Genomic DNA, 15,924 nt, shown 5'->3' with positions numbered 1-15,924 from the left:
TCAAGTCGTAGTTGTAAAATAGGCTGTATGCCGTTATTTATGGACGCTCGGGTCGAGCCGAGCCAAGCAAAATCCAACAAGGCATCCGTGCGGCTTCCCGAAACCGGGTGTTTTTGCAGACGCCTCGGCCGTGGTTAAAGCCGTTCCTAAGGGTCACGTACCGATTTGTAAAATCGTCCGAGCAGGGCAGATTTGAAAAGGTACGCGGTGCGTACTCTACCGCGGCGCCGCTTGTCCGGTTTCCGAGCCCAGGCGTTGCCGCAGCCACTTTGCCGCGCGGCCGAAATCCTGCAGCACTGCGTAACAGGCCGGTATCAGTATCAACGTTGCGGTCGTTCCGAGCAGCAGGCCGAAGGTCAGCGACAAGGTCATCGGCACCAGAAAGATCGCCTGTTCGCTGGTCTCGAACAACATCGGAAAAAAACCGGCCAGATTGGTCAGGGCCACCAGCACGATCGGCCGGAAGCGGCTCGCACAGGCTTCGACGATCAATCCGCTCAGGGACGATTCGTCGGCGCGGCGCTGGCGGATGTAGTCGAGCAGCACGATGCTGTCGTTGACGACCACGCCGCTGGCGGCGACCGCACCGACCACCGATTGAAAGGTCATGGTCATGCCGAGCGCCCAGTGCACCGACAGCGCGCCGAGCCAGGCTACCGGCACTGCCAGCATGAACAGCAAGGGCTGCAAATAGGAACGGAAACTGACCGCGATCAGTGCATAGATCGCTGCCAGCGAAATCAGCGTGTTGCGCTTCAGCCCCGCCATCACCAGATCGGCTTCCTCCTTGGCTGCGCCGCCGGAGATTTCGAGGCCGGGATAACGGTTTTCCAGCGTTTCAAAAGTGCTTTCCCTGAGTTCCTTGAAGATCTGTTCGCCGGTAAGCGGCTGGCGTTTGTCCAGGCGCGCCTGGATCGAAACGATGCCGCGTCGGTTTTCGCGAGTCAGTTCGCCGAAGCCGGGCGCAAAGCCGATTGTCGCCAATTCGCCGAGCGGCGCCTGGCCGCCGTCCGGCAGCGCGATCGCCAGCGCGCGCAGATCGGCGAAATCCTGCCGTTCCGAACGTGGCGTGCGCAGCATGATCTTGATCTGATCGCGGCCGCGGATGAAACGCTGCGCTTCGTCGCCGAAATAGGCATGGCGCACCTGCAGGGCCAGATCGCGCAGGCGCAGCCCCAGCCGTTCGGCCGACGGCGTCAGCTCGAGGCGCAGCTCGGGCTTGCCGGGACGCCGCGAATCTTCGATTTTGGTCACGCCGGGATAAGCGGCGATTCGGCTTTTCAGTTCTTCGACCGCTGCCGCCAGGGCAGCGGGATCGGGGCCGGTCACTTCGAGTTCGAGATCGATCACGTCCTGTTCGGTCGGCGTATGGAAATCGGGACGGAAGTCGCCGACGTCCCCGACGTGGTCGTACCAGCGCTTGATCAGATCACGGATGTGAAAGGTTTTGCGCGCTTCGCTCGAAAACTCGACCCAGATGGTGGGATCGACTTCTTCGATGAACACGTCGAGCCCTTCGACCACGCTCGGCGAACCGGGCGGCTGGGTGCGGTTCAGTTCTTCTTCGGCTTGTTTCAGCGCCGTCACGAATTGCCCGATGCGGGCGCGGGTTTCTGCAAACGGAGTGCCGAGCGGCGGACGCAGATGGATGTGAAAATTGTCGTAGCCGACATCCTCTTCGAGCGACACCTTGACGTAATCGTGTTTGACCAGGGTCAGGCCGAGGATCACCGCTCCGGCGAACAGCGCCACCGTGCTGTAGCGCCAGTCCAGCACCCACCGCAAAAAAGGCTGGTAGCCGCGTTCGTTGCAGAACGACAGGCCGCCGTTCAGCGCAGCGCGCAGGCGGGCGATGCCCGGCCAGGCGGTTTCTTCTTGGGTTTCGTGCGCAAGATGCGCCGGCAGGATCAGCAAGGCTTCGACCAGCGAAAATGCCAGCGACAGAATCATCACGATCGCGACCGGTTTCATGAATTGGGTCGCCCAGCTCGGCGGCACGAACAGGCCCGGCAAAAACGCGATCAGACCGATCAGAACGCCGAGCGTTACCGGCACAGCGACTTCCCGGACGCCCGTGATCGCCGCCTCCAGCGCGCCCAGGCCCCGGTTTTGCAGTTCGTGAATCCGTTCGCTGACGATAATCGCATCGTCGACCAGCACCCCCATCGACAACACGAAGCCGAACAGCGACAGCATGTTCAGCGTCACGCCGGAGGCCGGCAGCCACCAGAGCGCGCCGAACACCGAAATCATCACTCCGACCGCGGCCCAGAGCGCGATCTGGGTAGTCAAAAACAGCCATAGCACCAGCAGCACCAGAAAGAAACCGCTGACGCCTTCGAAGGTCAGCGTATCGAGCAGTTCGGAAAACGAACGCGCATTGTCGCGCCGGGTTTTCACCTGGATGCCTTCGGGCAGGGTAGGGCGCAGGTCTTCGACGTAGCGGGCGACCTGTTCAGCGGCGCCGACCAGATTGTGCCGGGCGATCACCGCGATCGTCTCGGAGCGTTGGCCGTCGCTGTAATATTCGAAACCTTTTTCGGCGTAGCCGTCGGTGACCGTGGCGACATCGCCCAGGGTCAGACGGGTGCCGTCGGGGTAGGTGCGCAAAGTCAACGCCAGCAGCTTGTCGCGCGTGTCGGCGGTGCTTTTCGCGCGCAACTGGAATTCGCCGGTCGGTGCTTTCAGCACGCCGCCGGCCAGATCCAGCGATTCGCGGCGCACTGCCTCGGCCACGTCGTCGAGCGTCAGTTGCTGTTGCCGAAGCCTTTCGGCAGGAATCTCGACCGCGACCTCGAACTCGTTTTCATTCCATAACCGGACCAGACGCACATTGTCCAGCCTGGCCAGATCGTCTCGTACCTTTTCGGCAAGGCGGCGCAAGATTAACTTGTCGGCATCGCCGTACAAAACCACCGAAATCGCCGGATACTCCCAGCCGGAGTCGTCGATGTCGATGCGCTCGACTTCTTTCGGCAGGTTTGGGATCGCCTGCACCCGGGAACGGATCGCGCTCGAGAGATCGCGCAGCGGATAGTCCTGCAGCACCTGTACGCCGACTTCGCATTTGCCTTCGGTGGCGGTGCTGTTCAGGCGTTTGATGCCTTCAAGGTCGTGAATGGCTTCTTCGATCGGAATGCACACGCTTTGCTGAATTTCGGCCGGACCCGCGCCCGGATACAACGCATTGACCTCGATCCGCTCCGGCGCGAAGCGGGGATAGGCTTCCCGGTCGGTCTGCTCCAGGGTGTTGAGACCGCCGATAAAAATCAGAATCATCAACAGATTGGCCGCGACCGGATTGCCGGCAAACCAGCCGAGCAGCGAACGACCGTTTTTAATCCGCGCCATGGCCGGGCTCCGCAGAGGAGGAAGAAGACGTCTGAATCGCGACCTGCATGCCTTCGATCGGCAATTCCACGCCGGACACCAGCACCCGCTCGCCCGGCTGCAATCCTTTGCCGAGCACGATCCGGTCGGTATCGGCGCGCAACACTTCGACGCGGCGCTGGCGCAGGCGATTGTCCTTGTCGACGACATAGACTTGATAACCGCTGTGCAGCGCCGCACGTGGAATGTCGATCAGATCGCGGCGCTCGCTGCCGGCGATTTCCGCCCGCACGAACAGGCCGGCCGCGAGCGGTGGGCGGTCCTTGTGGTAAGCATACGGATCGCGGATTTCGGCCACGGCATACAACAGGCCGGTCTTGTCGTCGAGAGCGCCCTCGGTGCGCACGATGCGGCCTTCCCAGTTGTGCATTCGGCCTGCAAACTGGGCACTGAGCCTGACGGCCGGCCCGAGTGAAGTCTGACCCGCATCCGGATAAGTCAGCGGCAAATCGAGAAATTCCAGCTCCGCGCTCGGCACCGGCAGGCGGACTTCCGCACGGTCGGTCGCATAGATGCGAGCGGCGATCTGCCCGCTGTCGAGATATTGGCCGACGTCGGCTTGCTTGCTGCGTACGCGGCCGGCGAATGGCGCGGCCAGATCGCAGCGGCTGCGATTGAGGCGCGCCGCCGCCAGATCTGCTTTCGCCGCGGCCAGTTTCGCCCTGCGTTCGGCCAGATGCGGCTTGTGCAGCACGAAATCGTTGGCGTCGCCGCCGCCCAGCGCCTGCCATTCGTTTTGCGCCTGTTCCGCTTCGGCGGCTTCGCGCAGCAGTTCCTTGCGCGCCTCGGCGACCAGGGCTTCGGCCCGCGTGATCGCGTAGTCGTAATCGCGCGGATCGATCGCGATCAGGCGTTCGCCTTTTTTGAAAAAGCCGCCGTCCGCAAAAGCCGGATGGATGGCCACCACCTTGCCGGCCACTTCGCTGACCAGGTCGATTTCGGTGCGCGGCTTGACGATTCCTTGTGAAATCACGTTCATGCGCAGAGTTTCCGGTTGCGCCATGGCGACGGTCACTTGCGGCAGCGGCCGGTTTTTGGCGGGCGGAGCGGCCGCCGGCTTGTTCGCGATCAGTGCCCAGGAGGCGGCCGCCGAGGCCGACAGTAACAGAATCGGAAGAACGATTTTTATCGGTTTCATAAAGTGTTGACGTTCAAAAGCCGCCGCCCAGCGCCAGATACAGTTCGATCCGGTTGTTCAGCAATTGCCGGCGCGCGGTCAGATGTGCGCTTTGTGCATTCAGGGTGCTGCGGTAACTGTCCAGCAAGGTCAGAATCTCGATCAGCCCGTGCTGATACGAATACACCGCCAGTTTGCGGCTGGCGTCGGTCTGCCGCACCGCTTCCCGCAGGGCCTGCTCCTGCTCGCGCAAGCGGCCTTCGGCGGTCAGGCTCTGTTCGACTTCGCGAAACGCGTTGAGTGCCGCCGCTTTATAGCCGTTCAGCGCTTCTTCAACCCGGGCTTGCTGTAGGTCGATATCGCCGAGCAGGCGGCCTCCGGTGAAAATCGGCTGGAGCAGGCCGAGAGCAAAATTCCAGGCGGCGGCGCGCGGATCGGCCCAGTCCGTCAGGGACGAACTGATCGAGCCGCCGTTCGCGGTCAGTGTGAAACGGGGCAGCAGCGCCTTGCGCGCGCTTTCCAGCCGGTTATCGAAAGCGGAAAGACGGGCGAAGGCGGCATTCAGATCGGGGCGGCGATCGAGCAGTTCGGACGGGAGACCTGCGGGCACGCCGTGAGGCAGTGGCGGCAGCGTTTCCGCGTTTTTGAATCGGCCTTCCGGATAACCGCCGAGCAGGACTTCCAGTGACCGGGTCAGGATCTGGACGCGGTTGCGTTGTTCGGCAAGCTGGGCTTCGGCGTTGGCCAGATCGGTCAGGGCCAGGCGCAGGTCCAGAGCATGCGTCAGGCCTCGGCGAAAGCGCCCACGCAACAGTTCGACCAGTGTGCCCCGGTCGCGCATCGACTGTTCGGCCACCTTGACCTGCTCCCGCGCCTCGGCCAGCTCGACGTAGTTTTGTGCGGTGCGCGCCGCCAGCGACAGCCGGGCGGCTTGCCAGTCGGCCAGAGTGGCTTCGGCTTCCTGCCCTGCGGCTTCCTGTTGCGCGCGGATGCGTCCCCAGACGTCCAGTTCCCAGGACAGGTTGAACAACGCTTCGAAAGCGCCGGTTTCCTCGTCGAGTTCGCCCGGATCGCCTCGGCGGTAGCCGGCGGCCAATGCCAGTTGCGGCCAGCGCCCCGCTCCTGCTATGCGCATCTCGGCGCGCGCCGCCTCGATTCGGGCAGAGGCCGCCTTGAGATCGAAATTGTTCGACAGCGCCGACTGTACCGTCGCCGCCAGCAGCGGATCGGCAAAATCTTCCAGCCAGTGATTCTGGACGGCATCGGAAGGCGTCGCGGCGGCCCACTGCTCCGGAGCCGGAGGCGCGTCGCGGTGCCGGCCGTGTTCGACCAAGGATTGACAGGCCGTCGAGAGCGCACAAAGCAGGACGACCGGAAAACGTTTCAAATCGGATTGCATGGACGGGTTTAAATGGACTTCTTCGGTATCAAGCGATCGATTGAAATTTTTCCGGATGATTTATTTCACTTCAGACGTCTCGGCACGGCCGGTTCGATCCATGCCGGTTTTCATAACATGAAGGAGTGTTGTTGAATAAGACGAATGAAAGAAGAAAAACCCCACCAAAAAATGAAAAAAAATGGCAGAAATTTGCCAAGTACTGGAAATATCACGTTTTATATTTCGCTTCGGCGGCAAGGGAAGGCCGTTACCATCGAGTCAAGCGTAATTGGCCGATGGCGAGTGTCGGGACGTCTGTGAGAAAAGTACGGCGGCAGGTTTGAAAGAAGCCGGCTTCGGCCATTGCGGTCTTGATGATGAAAACAAGAGTAGCGGGAAAGGATTGACGGGCTTCGTCATCCCTGTTCGCGTTCGAAAAAGGCGAGGGAATCGGCTCGACGCCGGAAAGACGCCCGGACAGCGCTTGAAAACGGCGCACGTTGGCCGTGCGGCTGTCCGGGCGGAGAGATTATTGCAACACGAACTTGAGGCCGATGAGCAGCAGAACGCTTGCCAGAATCGGGCGCATCACCGCTTCCGGAATTTTTGCGCTGAGATGACTGCCGATCCAGATGCCGGGCAGGGAGCCGATCAACAAGCTTCCCAGCAACACGGCGTCGACGTTGCCGAGCCCTAGATGGCCCAGTCCGGCTACGGCGGTTAGAGGGATCGCATGAGCCAGGTCGGTGCCGACGATTTTTACCGTGGTCATTTTAGGATACAGGAACAACAGCGCGACGGTGCCGAGAGCGCCGGCGCCGACCGACGACAACGTTACCAGTACGCCCAATACCGCGCCGATCAGAATGGTCGCCGGTACGTGAAAACGCTTGAAACGAGCGGCATTGGCCTCGGTGCTGTGGTCGTCGTCGATCTGGCCCAATTTTTTCGCCCGTTGCAGCAAGGCGCTGCGTATTAGCAGGGCCAAGGCGGTCAAAATCAGCGCGATGCCGAGTGAATAGGTCATGACGCCGCTGATTTCCTTGCCGGCGGTGCTCAGATGTTTGAGCACGTAAAGGGTCAGAAGCGCGAACGGCAGGCTGCCGAGCGCCAGCAATCCGACGATTTTCCATTCGACCGAATTGTGTTTGCCGTGATGGACCCAGACGCCGCCGGTTTTGGTAATGGCGGCAAACAGCAGGTCGGTGCCGACGGCGACCGCGGGCTTGAACCCGAAAAGAAAAACCAGCAAAGGAGTCATCAATGATCCCCCGCCCACGCCGGTCAATCCGACCAGCAGTCCCACAGCGAAGCCTGAAAGCGAATAGGCCAAATCCATAAATATCCTTTTGATCCGAAGTTGAAAAAGCGTATAGCATGCGGATAAAGCCGCAAATTGAGCCGCGTTCGGAATGACGTAGGCTCCGCCTGAATGGTTATTTCGATATCTTTTGGTAACGAGCCATCTTAGAACGAAACCACGATAATGAAAAATGATAAAATTCGAAATCATTATCTAATATAGTGATACCGTTTTCGTTGTTGAAGACGGCCGACATGGACTTATCCGGGAACCCGAGTAAACAAGACCGGCTCCGTTTTTTCAGAGCCGCCTGATCCGATCCGCATCGGCAACGATAGCAGACGTCCTGCCTGCGCCGGACCGTTTTGATGGGCCGGCCGCCGGCTTCGTTCCGGCCCGTTAATCCTGCATCCGTTGCGCGACCAAGTGCACGTAACGGCCCATGTCGCGGTAAGTTGGCATTCGGCAATAACGCCGTTCCAACTCGAAGAGTTCGGACACTTCGCTCTGTTCCCTCGTTTCTCTTGCGACATAGTCGTGAAAAACGCGGATGCCGGTATGAACGGTGATGGTAAAGCCCCAGTGCTCGAGCTGTTCGATCACTTCGTGCGGATATTGAGGGTGGGGCGGGGTCAGTTTGGTGCCTTTGCCGAGGTAACTGTCGTTCAGCAGATTTTGCCAGCGCCATTGCCCTTTCAGCACGTTGAGATAGACCATCGCATTGCGGTTGTAGAACAACAGCGACAGATGGCCGCCCGGTTTTACCCGCCCGGCGATGGCTTGCAAAGTCGGCAAAGGTTGCGCCAGCCATTCCAGCAAGGCATGGCAGAGCACCAGGTCGAACAAGGGCAGGCTCGGCGCCAGCGTCTGGGCGGCCTGATGATGAAACTCGGCATTCAAACCCTGATCCCCGAATTGCTGCCTGGCCCGGGCCAGCATTTTTCCGGATAGGTCGCAGAGAGTCGTGCGGTGGCCTTTCGCGGCCAATTCCAGGCTGATTTGCGCCAGCCCGCAGCCGGTATCCCAAACCGTCAAAGGCGGCTCGGGCCGATAAAAAGGAGCCAGATCTTCCCGCAGCAGCTTCAGCCGCCAATCGCCTTTCGCGGTTTCATAAATGCGTTGCTCGAAGCGTTCGACCAGATCGTCAAAATTTCTGTCGTATTTCATGAGAGACATTATACGCTTTCCGGGCCGCCTCAGCCCGGCCGGAATGAGGCATTCCGCTTAAGCTTCCTTGCCGACCCGGAGCCTGGATTTCTTCGAAAGGAGAGAAGCATCGAAAATTCTCGGGTATTGGACAATCCGCCCCTGAATCTGGCATCATGGCCTTTCTTTTGCCTTGTCCTGCACAAGGCGCTTTAACACGAGATAAAGGTAATTTAATGAGCAATCTGCCTCCCTGTCCGGCATGCGGAGCCGAATTCACTTACGAAGACAACGGCATCTACATCTGCCCCGTCTGCGCCAACGAATGGACGCTCGACGCCACCGCCGAAGACAAAAGCGATGTTCGCATCGTCAAGGACGCCAACGGCAATGTGCTGGAAGACGGCGATACCGTCACCGTCATCAAGGACCTCAAGGTCAAAGGCTCGTCCCTGGTGGTCAAAGTCGGCACCAAAGTCAAAAACATCCGCCTCGTCGAAGGCGATCACGACATCGACTGCAAGATCGACGGCATCGGTGCGATGAAGCTGAAATCGGAGTTTGTCAAAAAATCCTGACCGGCCCGGCAGGGAATTGGGATGAGGCTTCCAGGAAACCTCGTTTCATGCCTACCGGCCGCATCGAACAGGCAAACCGTTTCATCCCGGAAATGAAGCCCGCGATTTCATTCCGAACTCGATCTCTCACTACCCCATGCCGGCCGATCGAATTCCGAGGAAAATCATTCATATCGACATGGACGCCTTTTTTGCCGCCGTCGAGCAGCGCGACAATCCGGAGCTCCGGGGCAGGCCGATCATCGTCGGCGGCCGGCCGGACGCGCGCGGCGTAGTGGCGACGTGCAGCTACGAAGCCCGAAAATTCGGCGTCCGTTCGGCGATGTCCTCGGCGCTGGCTTACCGCCTGTGCCCCGAAGCGCTGTTCATCAAGCCCCGCTTCGAGGTGTACAAGGAAGTCTCGGCGGCGATCCGCGGCATCTTTGCCGAGTATACCGACCTGATCGAGCCGCTGTCGCTCGACGAAGCCTATCTGGACGTCACCGAGGCTTCGCAGTGCCGGGGTTCGGCCACTTGGATCGCACGCGAAATCAAGGAGAAAATCCGCCTGGAAACCGGGCTGACCGCCTCGGCGGGTATTTCTTACAATAAATTTCTGGCGAAAATCGCTTCCGATCTCGACAAACCCGACGGGCTCTGCCTGATCACGCCCGAGCAGGGGCCGCAATTGATCGAAGGCCTGGCGATCGGCCAATTTCACGGCATCGGTAAGGCCACCGAAAAAAGGATGCACGAACTCGGCATTCACACCGGCCGCGATCTCAAGCAATGGCCGCTGGCGTCCCTGGTCCGGCATTTCGGCAAGGCGGGCCATTATTACTACGACATCGCGCGCGGCATCGACGATAGGGCGGTCAGAAATTACCGTCCGAGCAAATCGGTCGGCGTGGAAACCACTTATCAGGAAGATCTGGACGATCCGGCCGTGATCCTGGAGCAGTTGCGGTTGCTTCTGGACAGAGCCCTGGCTCGCCTGGCGCTCAAGCAAATGAGCGCCCGTACGCTCACGGTCAAGCTCAAATACCACAATTTCGTGCAGATTACCCGCAGCCGAACCTTGCCTTATCCGATCACGCGGGAGGAAAATACGGACGCTCTCCTGGCCGGGTTATTGAAAGACACCGAGGCCGGCGTCAAAAAAGTGCGCCTTCTGGGCGTTGCGCTGTCTTCGCTCCAGACCGCCGAGCCGGCCGAGCACCGGCAACTGGACTTGTTCAACGGCTGATTCGGCGCTCGGTTTACTGTTCCGGCAGGAAGCATTTCTCGACGAGAGCCGCAATCGGTGGCAAGGCTCTTCGAAAACTAAATCCGTTGCGCCAGAATGGCTTGAATCTCGGGATCGGTCAAGACGATCGGATTGGTCTGCATGCTGCTGCCCCGGCTGTTGGCGACGATCAGCGGGAAATCCGACTCGCTGATTCCATAGCGGCCAAGACGCGGCAATTGCAGAAGTTCGCTCCATTTCCCCAAAAGCTCGATCAGTCCGGACCGGGCCGAAGCATCGTCCATCCCGGCCTGTTCCAGCAGCAGCCGCCCCACTTGCGCGTATTTGGTCAAAGCCGGATGATTCGGTTCGCGCTCCTGCAGCGCCCGGATATTGACCGCCGTCGCCGCGGACACCAGGGTGCCGCAAACGACGCCGTGAGGAATGGGAAAATAAGCGCCCAACGGCGAAGCCAGACCGTGCACCGAGCCCAGTCCGACCTGCGCCAGAGTGATGCCCGAAATCAGCGAGGCATAGGCCATCGCGCAGCGGCCACGGCAAGCCGCGGGTTCCTTTCCTTCCCAGGCGGCGAAAAAGCCTTCCTTGAAGGCGGAGAGTCCGCTCCAGGCCAGTGCGTCGGTGAACGGATTGGCCTTGATCGACACGTAGGATTCCAGCAATTGGGTAAAGGCGTCCATGCCGTCGGCCGCCGTCAGTTCGGGCGGGCAGCTTGCCAGCAAATCCGGGTCGATCACCGCGTATTCGGGAATCAGGCACTCATCGCGGAAGGATTTTTTAAAGCCGTCCGGGCCCTGAACGCTCAATACGGCATTCTTGGTCGCTTCGCTGCCGGTTCCTGCGGTCGTCGGCACGGCGATGAATGGAATGCTCGGCCCCCGGTAAGGAATGTCCCGGCCGACGCCTTCGAGATGATCCATCACCGAATTGCCGTGCGGCAGGAGCCCGGCGATCGCTTTCGCGGCATCGAGCACGCTGCCGCCGCCGACGGCGACGACGACCTCGATGCCTTCGCTTCGAAACCGGCCGACCGCCTCGTCCACCAACTGCGGAGAAGGCTCGCCCGAAACGGTGAAATGCAGCCAGCGCACGCCTTTTTCTTCAAGCGCCGAGGTCAAGGCAGGCCAGCGCGGCGTGGCGCAGAAAGAGTGTCTGCCGGTTATCAGCAGGGCGGTACGTCCGTAGGCTGCGGCCAGCGCCGGCACTTCCCTGATCCGGCCGCTGCCGTAGCTGATCCGCGGCAACCGGGAAATCGAAAAAGAAGAGAATTGCATCGGATTCACCCCTTCGGAAAGAGGCCGTGATACCGAATGCCCTGCCGGGGACGGGTCATCCAGTTTTCCACCGAATCGCGCCAGGCGGCGTAATGGGCGGTCTGTTTGTGTGCCGCCGCGTCCTCGGCCGTCGCATACGCCTCGTAAAGAATGAACTGATCCGGATGCTCGGGAGATTGCAGCACGTCGAACCTGAGATTGCCCGGTTCCCGAATGGACGCTTGATGATTGAGCCGTGTGGCGACGATGAAATCGTCGATGTGATCGGGTTTGACTTGAACATGGACCAGGGTAACGTACATGGGAGGCCTCCTGAGCAAAGATTTAGACTTTATTATATTTTATCCGGCAAAGTTTCCAATTTTGCAAAAGGATTGTCGGTGCGGTTCGGTTTTCGGCAAATCGGGGTTCGGTCAGGATCTCATGCCCACGACATTGCCGCATCCAATTTTTTTCTCTGCGGGAGCAATAACACACCTGTCAGGTTTGAGCAACCTGGCAGGTGTCGGATTCTTAACGGATCCCGCTGGCTTGCTTTGCTGTAATCGGTATTTTTAGATAGATTCTAACGTTTTTTATTATTTGCATTTAGGATCACTGGCAAAAGAAAAATGCGGAGAATAAAAGATTGACATCCTGAAAAAAACGGCGTACAAGTCAAACGACTCTAACGAATATGGTTAATCGCAACTGTCTGCAATCAATCAAGACAGCCGGCAATGAGTCAAAAACAACCACGATGGCGCCATTATCATAATTTCAAAAAAGGGGCTTACAATGAAAACTCGTTCAACTTTTCTTTCGAATAAATTTTCCGTTCTTTCCCTGACAGGTTTCCTGCTTTCGGTTCTGGCGTCTACGGCTCTGGCCGCGCCCTCGACCATCCGGGCGTCCGTATCGAGCGCGGAGGTAGAGGGTAACGGCGACAGTGGCGGCGTTACTTTCGGCGCACTTGTCATCTCGGGCAACGGCCGCTACGTCGCGTTCGCGTCGGAAGCCAGCAATCTGGTGCTTGGAGATACTAATAACGTTTCCGACGTTTTCGTCCGCGACCTCCTGACAGGCACCACTCGACGCGTCTCCGTCAACGGTTCAGGAGGCCAGGGGCTTGGCGAAAGCGAATACCCCTCCATCTCTCCGGACGGGCGTTATGTCGCATTTGCCTCAGCCACCGCCGATCTGGTGCCCGGAGATACCAATGGCTATCTGGACGTGTTCGTGCGCGATCTGAAGACCGGGGTCACGAAACGCGCTTCATTGGACAGCTCGGGCAATCAGGGCAATGAAGGAAGCCTCGAAACTTCCGTTTCCGCCAACGGCCGCTACGTGGTCTTTCAATCCTACGCCAGCAACCTGGTCGAAAACGACAACAATGGGGTGCCGGATATCTTCGTGCGCGATCTGGTGAGCGGCACGACCCGGCGCATTTCCGTCGACAGTTCGGGAACGGAAGCCAATGACTCGAGTCAGGGTGCCGTCATTTCAGCCAACGGCCGCTACGTGGCATTTCAATCCTTTGCCAGCAATTTGGTTTCGGGAGACGACAATACCAATTCCGACGTCTTCATCCACGATCTTAAAACCGGGACAACGCGGATGGTGTCGGTCAATACCTCAGGGGAAGAGGCGGGAGCTTTTTGCTTTTATACGGGGGTTGCCGGCACGGGGGGAGCCTCCATATCCGCCGACGGACGCTACGTGGCGTTCCAGTCCTTTGCCTGCGATCTGGTACCGGATGACACGAATGACGCGCAGGATATTTTTGTGCGTGATCTTAAAGCCGGGGTGACCCGCCGGGCTTCCGTCAATAGCAATGAGGTCGAGGGCAATGGCGACATATTTACCGCCAGTTACAGCGCAGCGATCTCGGGCAACGGCCGTTTTGTCGCGTTTACGTCTTCCTCCAACAATCTGGTGCCGGGAGATAACAATTCGAAAGATGATATTTTCCTGCGTGACCTCAAACTCGGCACAACCCAACGGATGTCCGTAAGCAGTTTCGGAACGGAAAGCAATGGCGACAGCGGTGCTCCCTCGGTTTCAACCAACGGCGGCCGGGTGGCGTTCAATTCAGCAGCCTATAATCTGGTTCCCGGCGACAACAACGCCGTCAAGGACGTCTTCGTGCGTATCCGGTAAACCGCAGACCGGGAGCGCCGGCACGGCATAGCCTACGATGTGCCGCGTATTTTCAACTGGCCGAAGAGCAGTTGAAGCTTGTCTTTCTGTTGAGCTTCGGCCAGCGTGCGCAGATAGTGCGCCCGCAAACTGTCCGGCAGCTTGCGCGCCGTCGCCGCCAGTTCCGCCCGGTCGGTTTTGGGCCGGAAATGGGCCGCCACTTCGGTAATGACGCGCTGGGCCAGGGCGGTCAACCGGGCTGTATCGGTCAAAGGATATTCCGAAGGCTTTATAAATCACTTTCAGTAATATCGGCAACCTTCATAAAGTGTTTAAGCAAACCGATTTTCAAATCTTCATTGCCGTGAATAGGCAACGAAATGCGGATTGGACTTCCTGGTTTCATATAAACAGGGTGGCTACCGTTCACCCGAACTAAATGCCAGCCGCGATTTTCCAGAATTTTGGAAAACTGTTTGCCAGAAATGGATTTCACACCGCAAGCTCCAAGACTCTGTCGTTCTTGGAAATTTCAATTTGTTCCAAATCCACGGAAAGACAAGCTTCCACTGCTTCATATAAATTGGACAGCAGTTCCTCATAAGTCTCGCCTTGTGTGGCGCAACCCTGAATTGCTGGAACTTCTGCCCAAAATCCACCTTCTTCGGCTGGATGAATGATGACTTTTAGCTTCATATCTATTTCAGCGACAATGCTTTTATACTGTTGATAAGGCTTTGCATGTTAAAAACAAAGCATGATTTGTAACTATTCAGCGGAAATCACTGGCTTGTTTATAAGTGGTTTCAAAGTAAGGAAAACCAACTGTAGGAGCGACGCCAGTCGCGATAATCACCGCCCAAATCGCGACTGGCGTCGCTCCTACGAATACCGCTGAATAGTTACCATGATTTTAGGTTTTCGTGCTTGGCTTGTCAGTGGCTTTTTGTTGAAGTTGTTCATTTTTTGTTTTTGCCCTGAGCGTTCAGATTTTTCAATGTAGCCGGAAATACATTCAGGACACATATAGTCTCCATCATCCCCAAACATTGAATGGTTTACCGCAATATTCACAAGTTACCATACAGCTCCCCTTCGCCCTTTTGCCTAACGCAAAGATAAGTGGCGCACCGTGAATAAACCTTAAACGAAGCCGCCGAACCCGATTCAAAAACAAACCTTTAAAGCCACCAACGGGCGGCGCGTTCCTTTGACTGCTGGGTTGGACAGGATAATACACCTAACGCCGAACCTCCACCAGCATAATGTGCTGGGTTTCCGCGAAGCCCCAACCCAACGTGCTTGCGCGCCATCGCCGCCAGCACCGCGTCGACGTTGTACCGGTCCTTCGGCGGCGCCAGACAGGCCGGCGCGCAGTCAAGTAATTTTATGTCATGCTATGAGTGCTGGCCTACGGAAAATGACATAGCTGCTGAAGGTTCGGCAAAATGATCGTTTTTTCGAACCAATGTAATTATTCAGCGAAAAGCAATTTAAGCCCTCGACGAAGGAACAATGCCTTTAGTTAAGGCGTTTAACTCCCTCGCCCTCCGCACCCTAAAGGGTATAAAGGAGAGGGTCGGGGTGAGGGGAAAATACAAGGAAAAAAGCTCCATTTTGATCCTCTCATCCTAACCTTCTCCTTTATACCCTTTAGGGTGCGAAGGGAGAAGGGACTGAAGGCTTCGCTGAATAGTTACAAACCAATAAGTACTTGTTGCTGTGTATCTTTTTGGTACGCCATATCAATGACTCCAATCCTTTCTGTTAGATTTTTTGCAACTGAAACCGGCAGCGAGCCTGTCAGAGAATGGTTGAAAGAACTATCAGCCCGAGATAGAAAAACGATTGGCGAGGATATTAAAACGGTGCAAATTCGGTTGGCCTCTCGGTATGCCGTTAGTCGATCGTCTCGAAAGCGACATTCGGGAAGCCAGAATCAAGCTGGATAACCGGATTGCGCGCGTTCTGTTTGTCATCGACAAACATACGATGATTTTGCTGCATGGCTTTATCAAGAAAAGTCAAAAAACACCGAAGCCGGAATTCGATTTGGCAAAACAAAGATTGAAAGCATTACGAGGTAAGCAATGAACAGTCAACCCAAAGAGAATCCTCATATTGGCAGCAGTTTCGATGACTTCCTGAGCGAGGAAGCCCTTCTTGACGAAGTCACGGCGGTCGCGACCAAACGAGTCATTGCGTGGCAAATAGCAGAAGGCATGTCTGCGCTTCAGCTCAGTAAAACGGCAATGGCAAAAAAAATGCACACCAGCAGAGCTTCGCTTAATCGGTTGCTGGATGAGAAAGATACCAGCTTAACCTTGACCACCTTAGTGAGCGCCGCCGCGCTTGGTAAAAAGGTAAAAATAGAGTTGGAGCCGATGTGAACTTT

At 57.7% G+C, this 15,924-nt stretch carries 16 protein-coding genes; 5 read left to right on the top strand and 11 right to left on the bottom strand.

What is annotated here, in order from left to right; all coding sequences use genetic code 11:
- Positions 1-216 precede the first annotated feature (216 nt).
- The 6 genes from A3OW_RS24995 to A3OW_RS0113480 form a co-directional block, all read right to left on the bottom strand.
- A complete protein-coding gene (locus A3OW_RS24995; RefSeq protein ID WP_020563976.1) occupies positions 217-3,351 on the bottom strand; it encodes an efflux RND transporter permease subunit in 3,135 nt (1,044 codons plus the stop codon).
- A complete protein-coding gene (locus A3OW_RS0113505; protein WP_020563975.1) occupies positions 3,338-4,528 on the bottom strand; it encodes an efflux RND transporter periplasmic adaptor subunit in 1,191 nt (396 codons plus the stop codon). Before A3OW_RS0113505 ends, A3OW_RS24995 begins: the two co-directional genes overlap by 14 nt.
- A gap of 13 nt (positions 4,529-4,541) precedes the next feature.
- Positions 4,542-5,906, bottom strand: a complete 1,365-nt coding sequence (locus tag A3OW_RS0113500) for an efflux transporter outer membrane subunit (RefSeq protein WP_020563974.1) — start codon at positions 5,904-5,906, stop codon at positions 4,542-4,544.
- Positions 5,907-6,156: 250 nt separating this feature from the next.
- Entirely contained in the window at positions 6,157-6,387 is a 231-nt protein-coding gene (locus A3OW_RS0113490) for a hypothetical protein (RefSeq protein ID WP_020563972.1), read from the bottom strand.
- 30 nt (positions 6,388-6,417) lie between these two features.
- Positions 6,418-7,227, bottom strand: a complete 810-nt coding sequence (locus A3OW_RS0113485) for a sulfite exporter TauE/SafE family protein (protein WP_026223589.1) — start codon at positions 7,225-7,227, stop codon at positions 6,418-6,420.
- 363 nt (positions 7,228-7,590) lie between these two features.
- Positions 7,591-8,367 (bottom strand): methyltransferase domain-containing protein, encoded by a 777-nt coding sequence (locus tag A3OW_RS0113480; protein ID WP_026223588.1) that lies wholly within the window; start codon positions 8,365-8,367, stop codon positions 7,591-7,593.
- A 206-nt stretch (positions 8,368-8,573) separates the two neighbouring features.
- On the opposite strand from A3OW_RS0113480, the gene A3OW_RS0113475 reads away from it, so the two are divergent.
- Positions 8,574-8,915: a zinc ribbon domain-containing protein YjdM gene (locus tag A3OW_RS0113475; RefSeq protein ID WP_020563969.1), complete on the top strand. Its 342-nt coding sequence runs from the start codon at positions 8,574-8,576 to the stop codon at positions 8,913-8,915.
- Positions 8,916-9,051: 136 nt separating this feature from the next.
- Positions 9,052-10,140: a DNA polymerase IV gene (gene dinB / locus A3OW_RS0113470; protein ID WP_020563968.1), complete on the top strand. Its 1,089-nt coding sequence runs from the start codon at positions 9,052-9,054 to the stop codon at positions 10,138-10,140.
- Positions 10,141-10,217: 77 nt separating this feature from the next.
- On the opposite strand, the gene A3OW_RS0113465 is transcribed toward dinB, so the two are convergent.
- Positions 10,218-11,411, bottom strand: coding sequence for an iron-containing alcohol dehydrogenase (locus tag A3OW_RS0113465; RefSeq protein ID WP_026223587.1), 1,194 nt, complete (start codon positions 11,409-11,411; stop codon positions 10,218-10,220).
- A 5-nt stretch (positions 11,412-11,416) separates the two neighbouring features.
- Entirely contained in the window at positions 11,417-11,713 is a 297-nt protein-coding gene (locus A3OW_RS0113460; protein ID WP_020563966.1) for an antibiotic biosynthesis monooxygenase, read from the bottom strand.
- A 475-nt stretch (positions 11,714-12,188) separates the two neighbouring features.
- Here A3OW_RS0113460 and A3OW_RS0113455 point away from each other — a divergent pair, with 475 nt between their 5' ends.
- A complete protein-coding gene (locus A3OW_RS0113455; RefSeq protein WP_020563965.1) occupies positions 12,189-13,550 on the top strand; it encodes a TolB family protein in 1,362 nt (453 codons plus the stop codon).
- Between the two features lie 32 nt (positions 13,551-13,582).
- Here A3OW_RS0113455 and A3OW_RS0113450 read toward each other — a convergent pair whose 3' ends face one another.
- Genes A3OW_RS0113450 through A3OW_RS0113445 form a run of 3 tightly spaced genes read right to left on the bottom strand, consistent with a single transcriptional unit; the run spans position 13,583 to position 14,225 of the window.
- Positions 13,583-13,801, bottom strand: coding sequence for a hypothetical protein (locus A3OW_RS0113450; protein ID WP_020563964.1), 219 nt, complete (start codon positions 13,799-13,801; stop codon positions 13,583-13,585).
- 17 nt (positions 13,802-13,818) lie between these two features.
- Entirely contained in the window at positions 13,819-14,025 is a 207-nt protein-coding gene (locus A3OW_RS27175) for a type II toxin-antitoxin system HicA family toxin (RefSeq protein WP_083918208.1), read from the bottom strand.
- Positions 14,022-14,225 carry a type II toxin-antitoxin system HicB family antitoxin gene (locus tag A3OW_RS0113445; RefSeq protein WP_020563963.1) on the bottom strand — a complete coding sequence of 68 codons (204 nt, stop codon included), beginning with the start codon at positions 14,223-14,225 and terminating at the stop codon, positions 14,022-14,024. The genes A3OW_RS27175 and A3OW_RS0113445 overlap by 4 nt, the downstream gene beginning before the upstream one ends.
- Before the next feature lie 1,152 nt (positions 14,226-15,377).
- Between A3OW_RS0113445 and A3OW_RS26005 the strand changes: the two genes are divergently transcribed.
- Both A3OW_RS26005 and A3OW_RS0113430 read left to right on the top strand, forming a co-directional pair.
- A complete protein-coding gene (locus A3OW_RS26005; RefSeq protein WP_198291318.1) occupies positions 15,378-15,623 on the top strand; it encodes a type II toxin-antitoxin system RelE/ParE family toxin in 246 nt (81 codons plus the stop codon).
- Positions 15,620-15,919 carry an XRE family transcriptional regulator gene (locus A3OW_RS0113430; RefSeq protein WP_020563960.1) on the top strand — a complete coding sequence of 100 codons (300 nt, stop codon included), beginning with the start codon at positions 15,620-15,622 and terminating at the stop codon, positions 15,917-15,919. The genes A3OW_RS26005 and A3OW_RS0113430 overlap by 4 nt, the downstream gene beginning before the upstream one ends.
- The last annotated feature ends 5 nt before the right edge of the window (positions 15,920-15,924 follow it).

The organism is Methylosarcina fibrata AML-C10, from assembly GCF_000372865.1.
Classification (GTDB): domain Bacteria; phylum Pseudomonadota; class Gammaproteobacteria; order Methylococcales; family Methylomonadaceae; genus Methylosarcina; species Methylosarcina fibrata.
The sequence above is the reverse complement of the archived record's forward strand: the minus strand, read 5'-3'. Positions and strand labels throughout refer to the sequence as shown.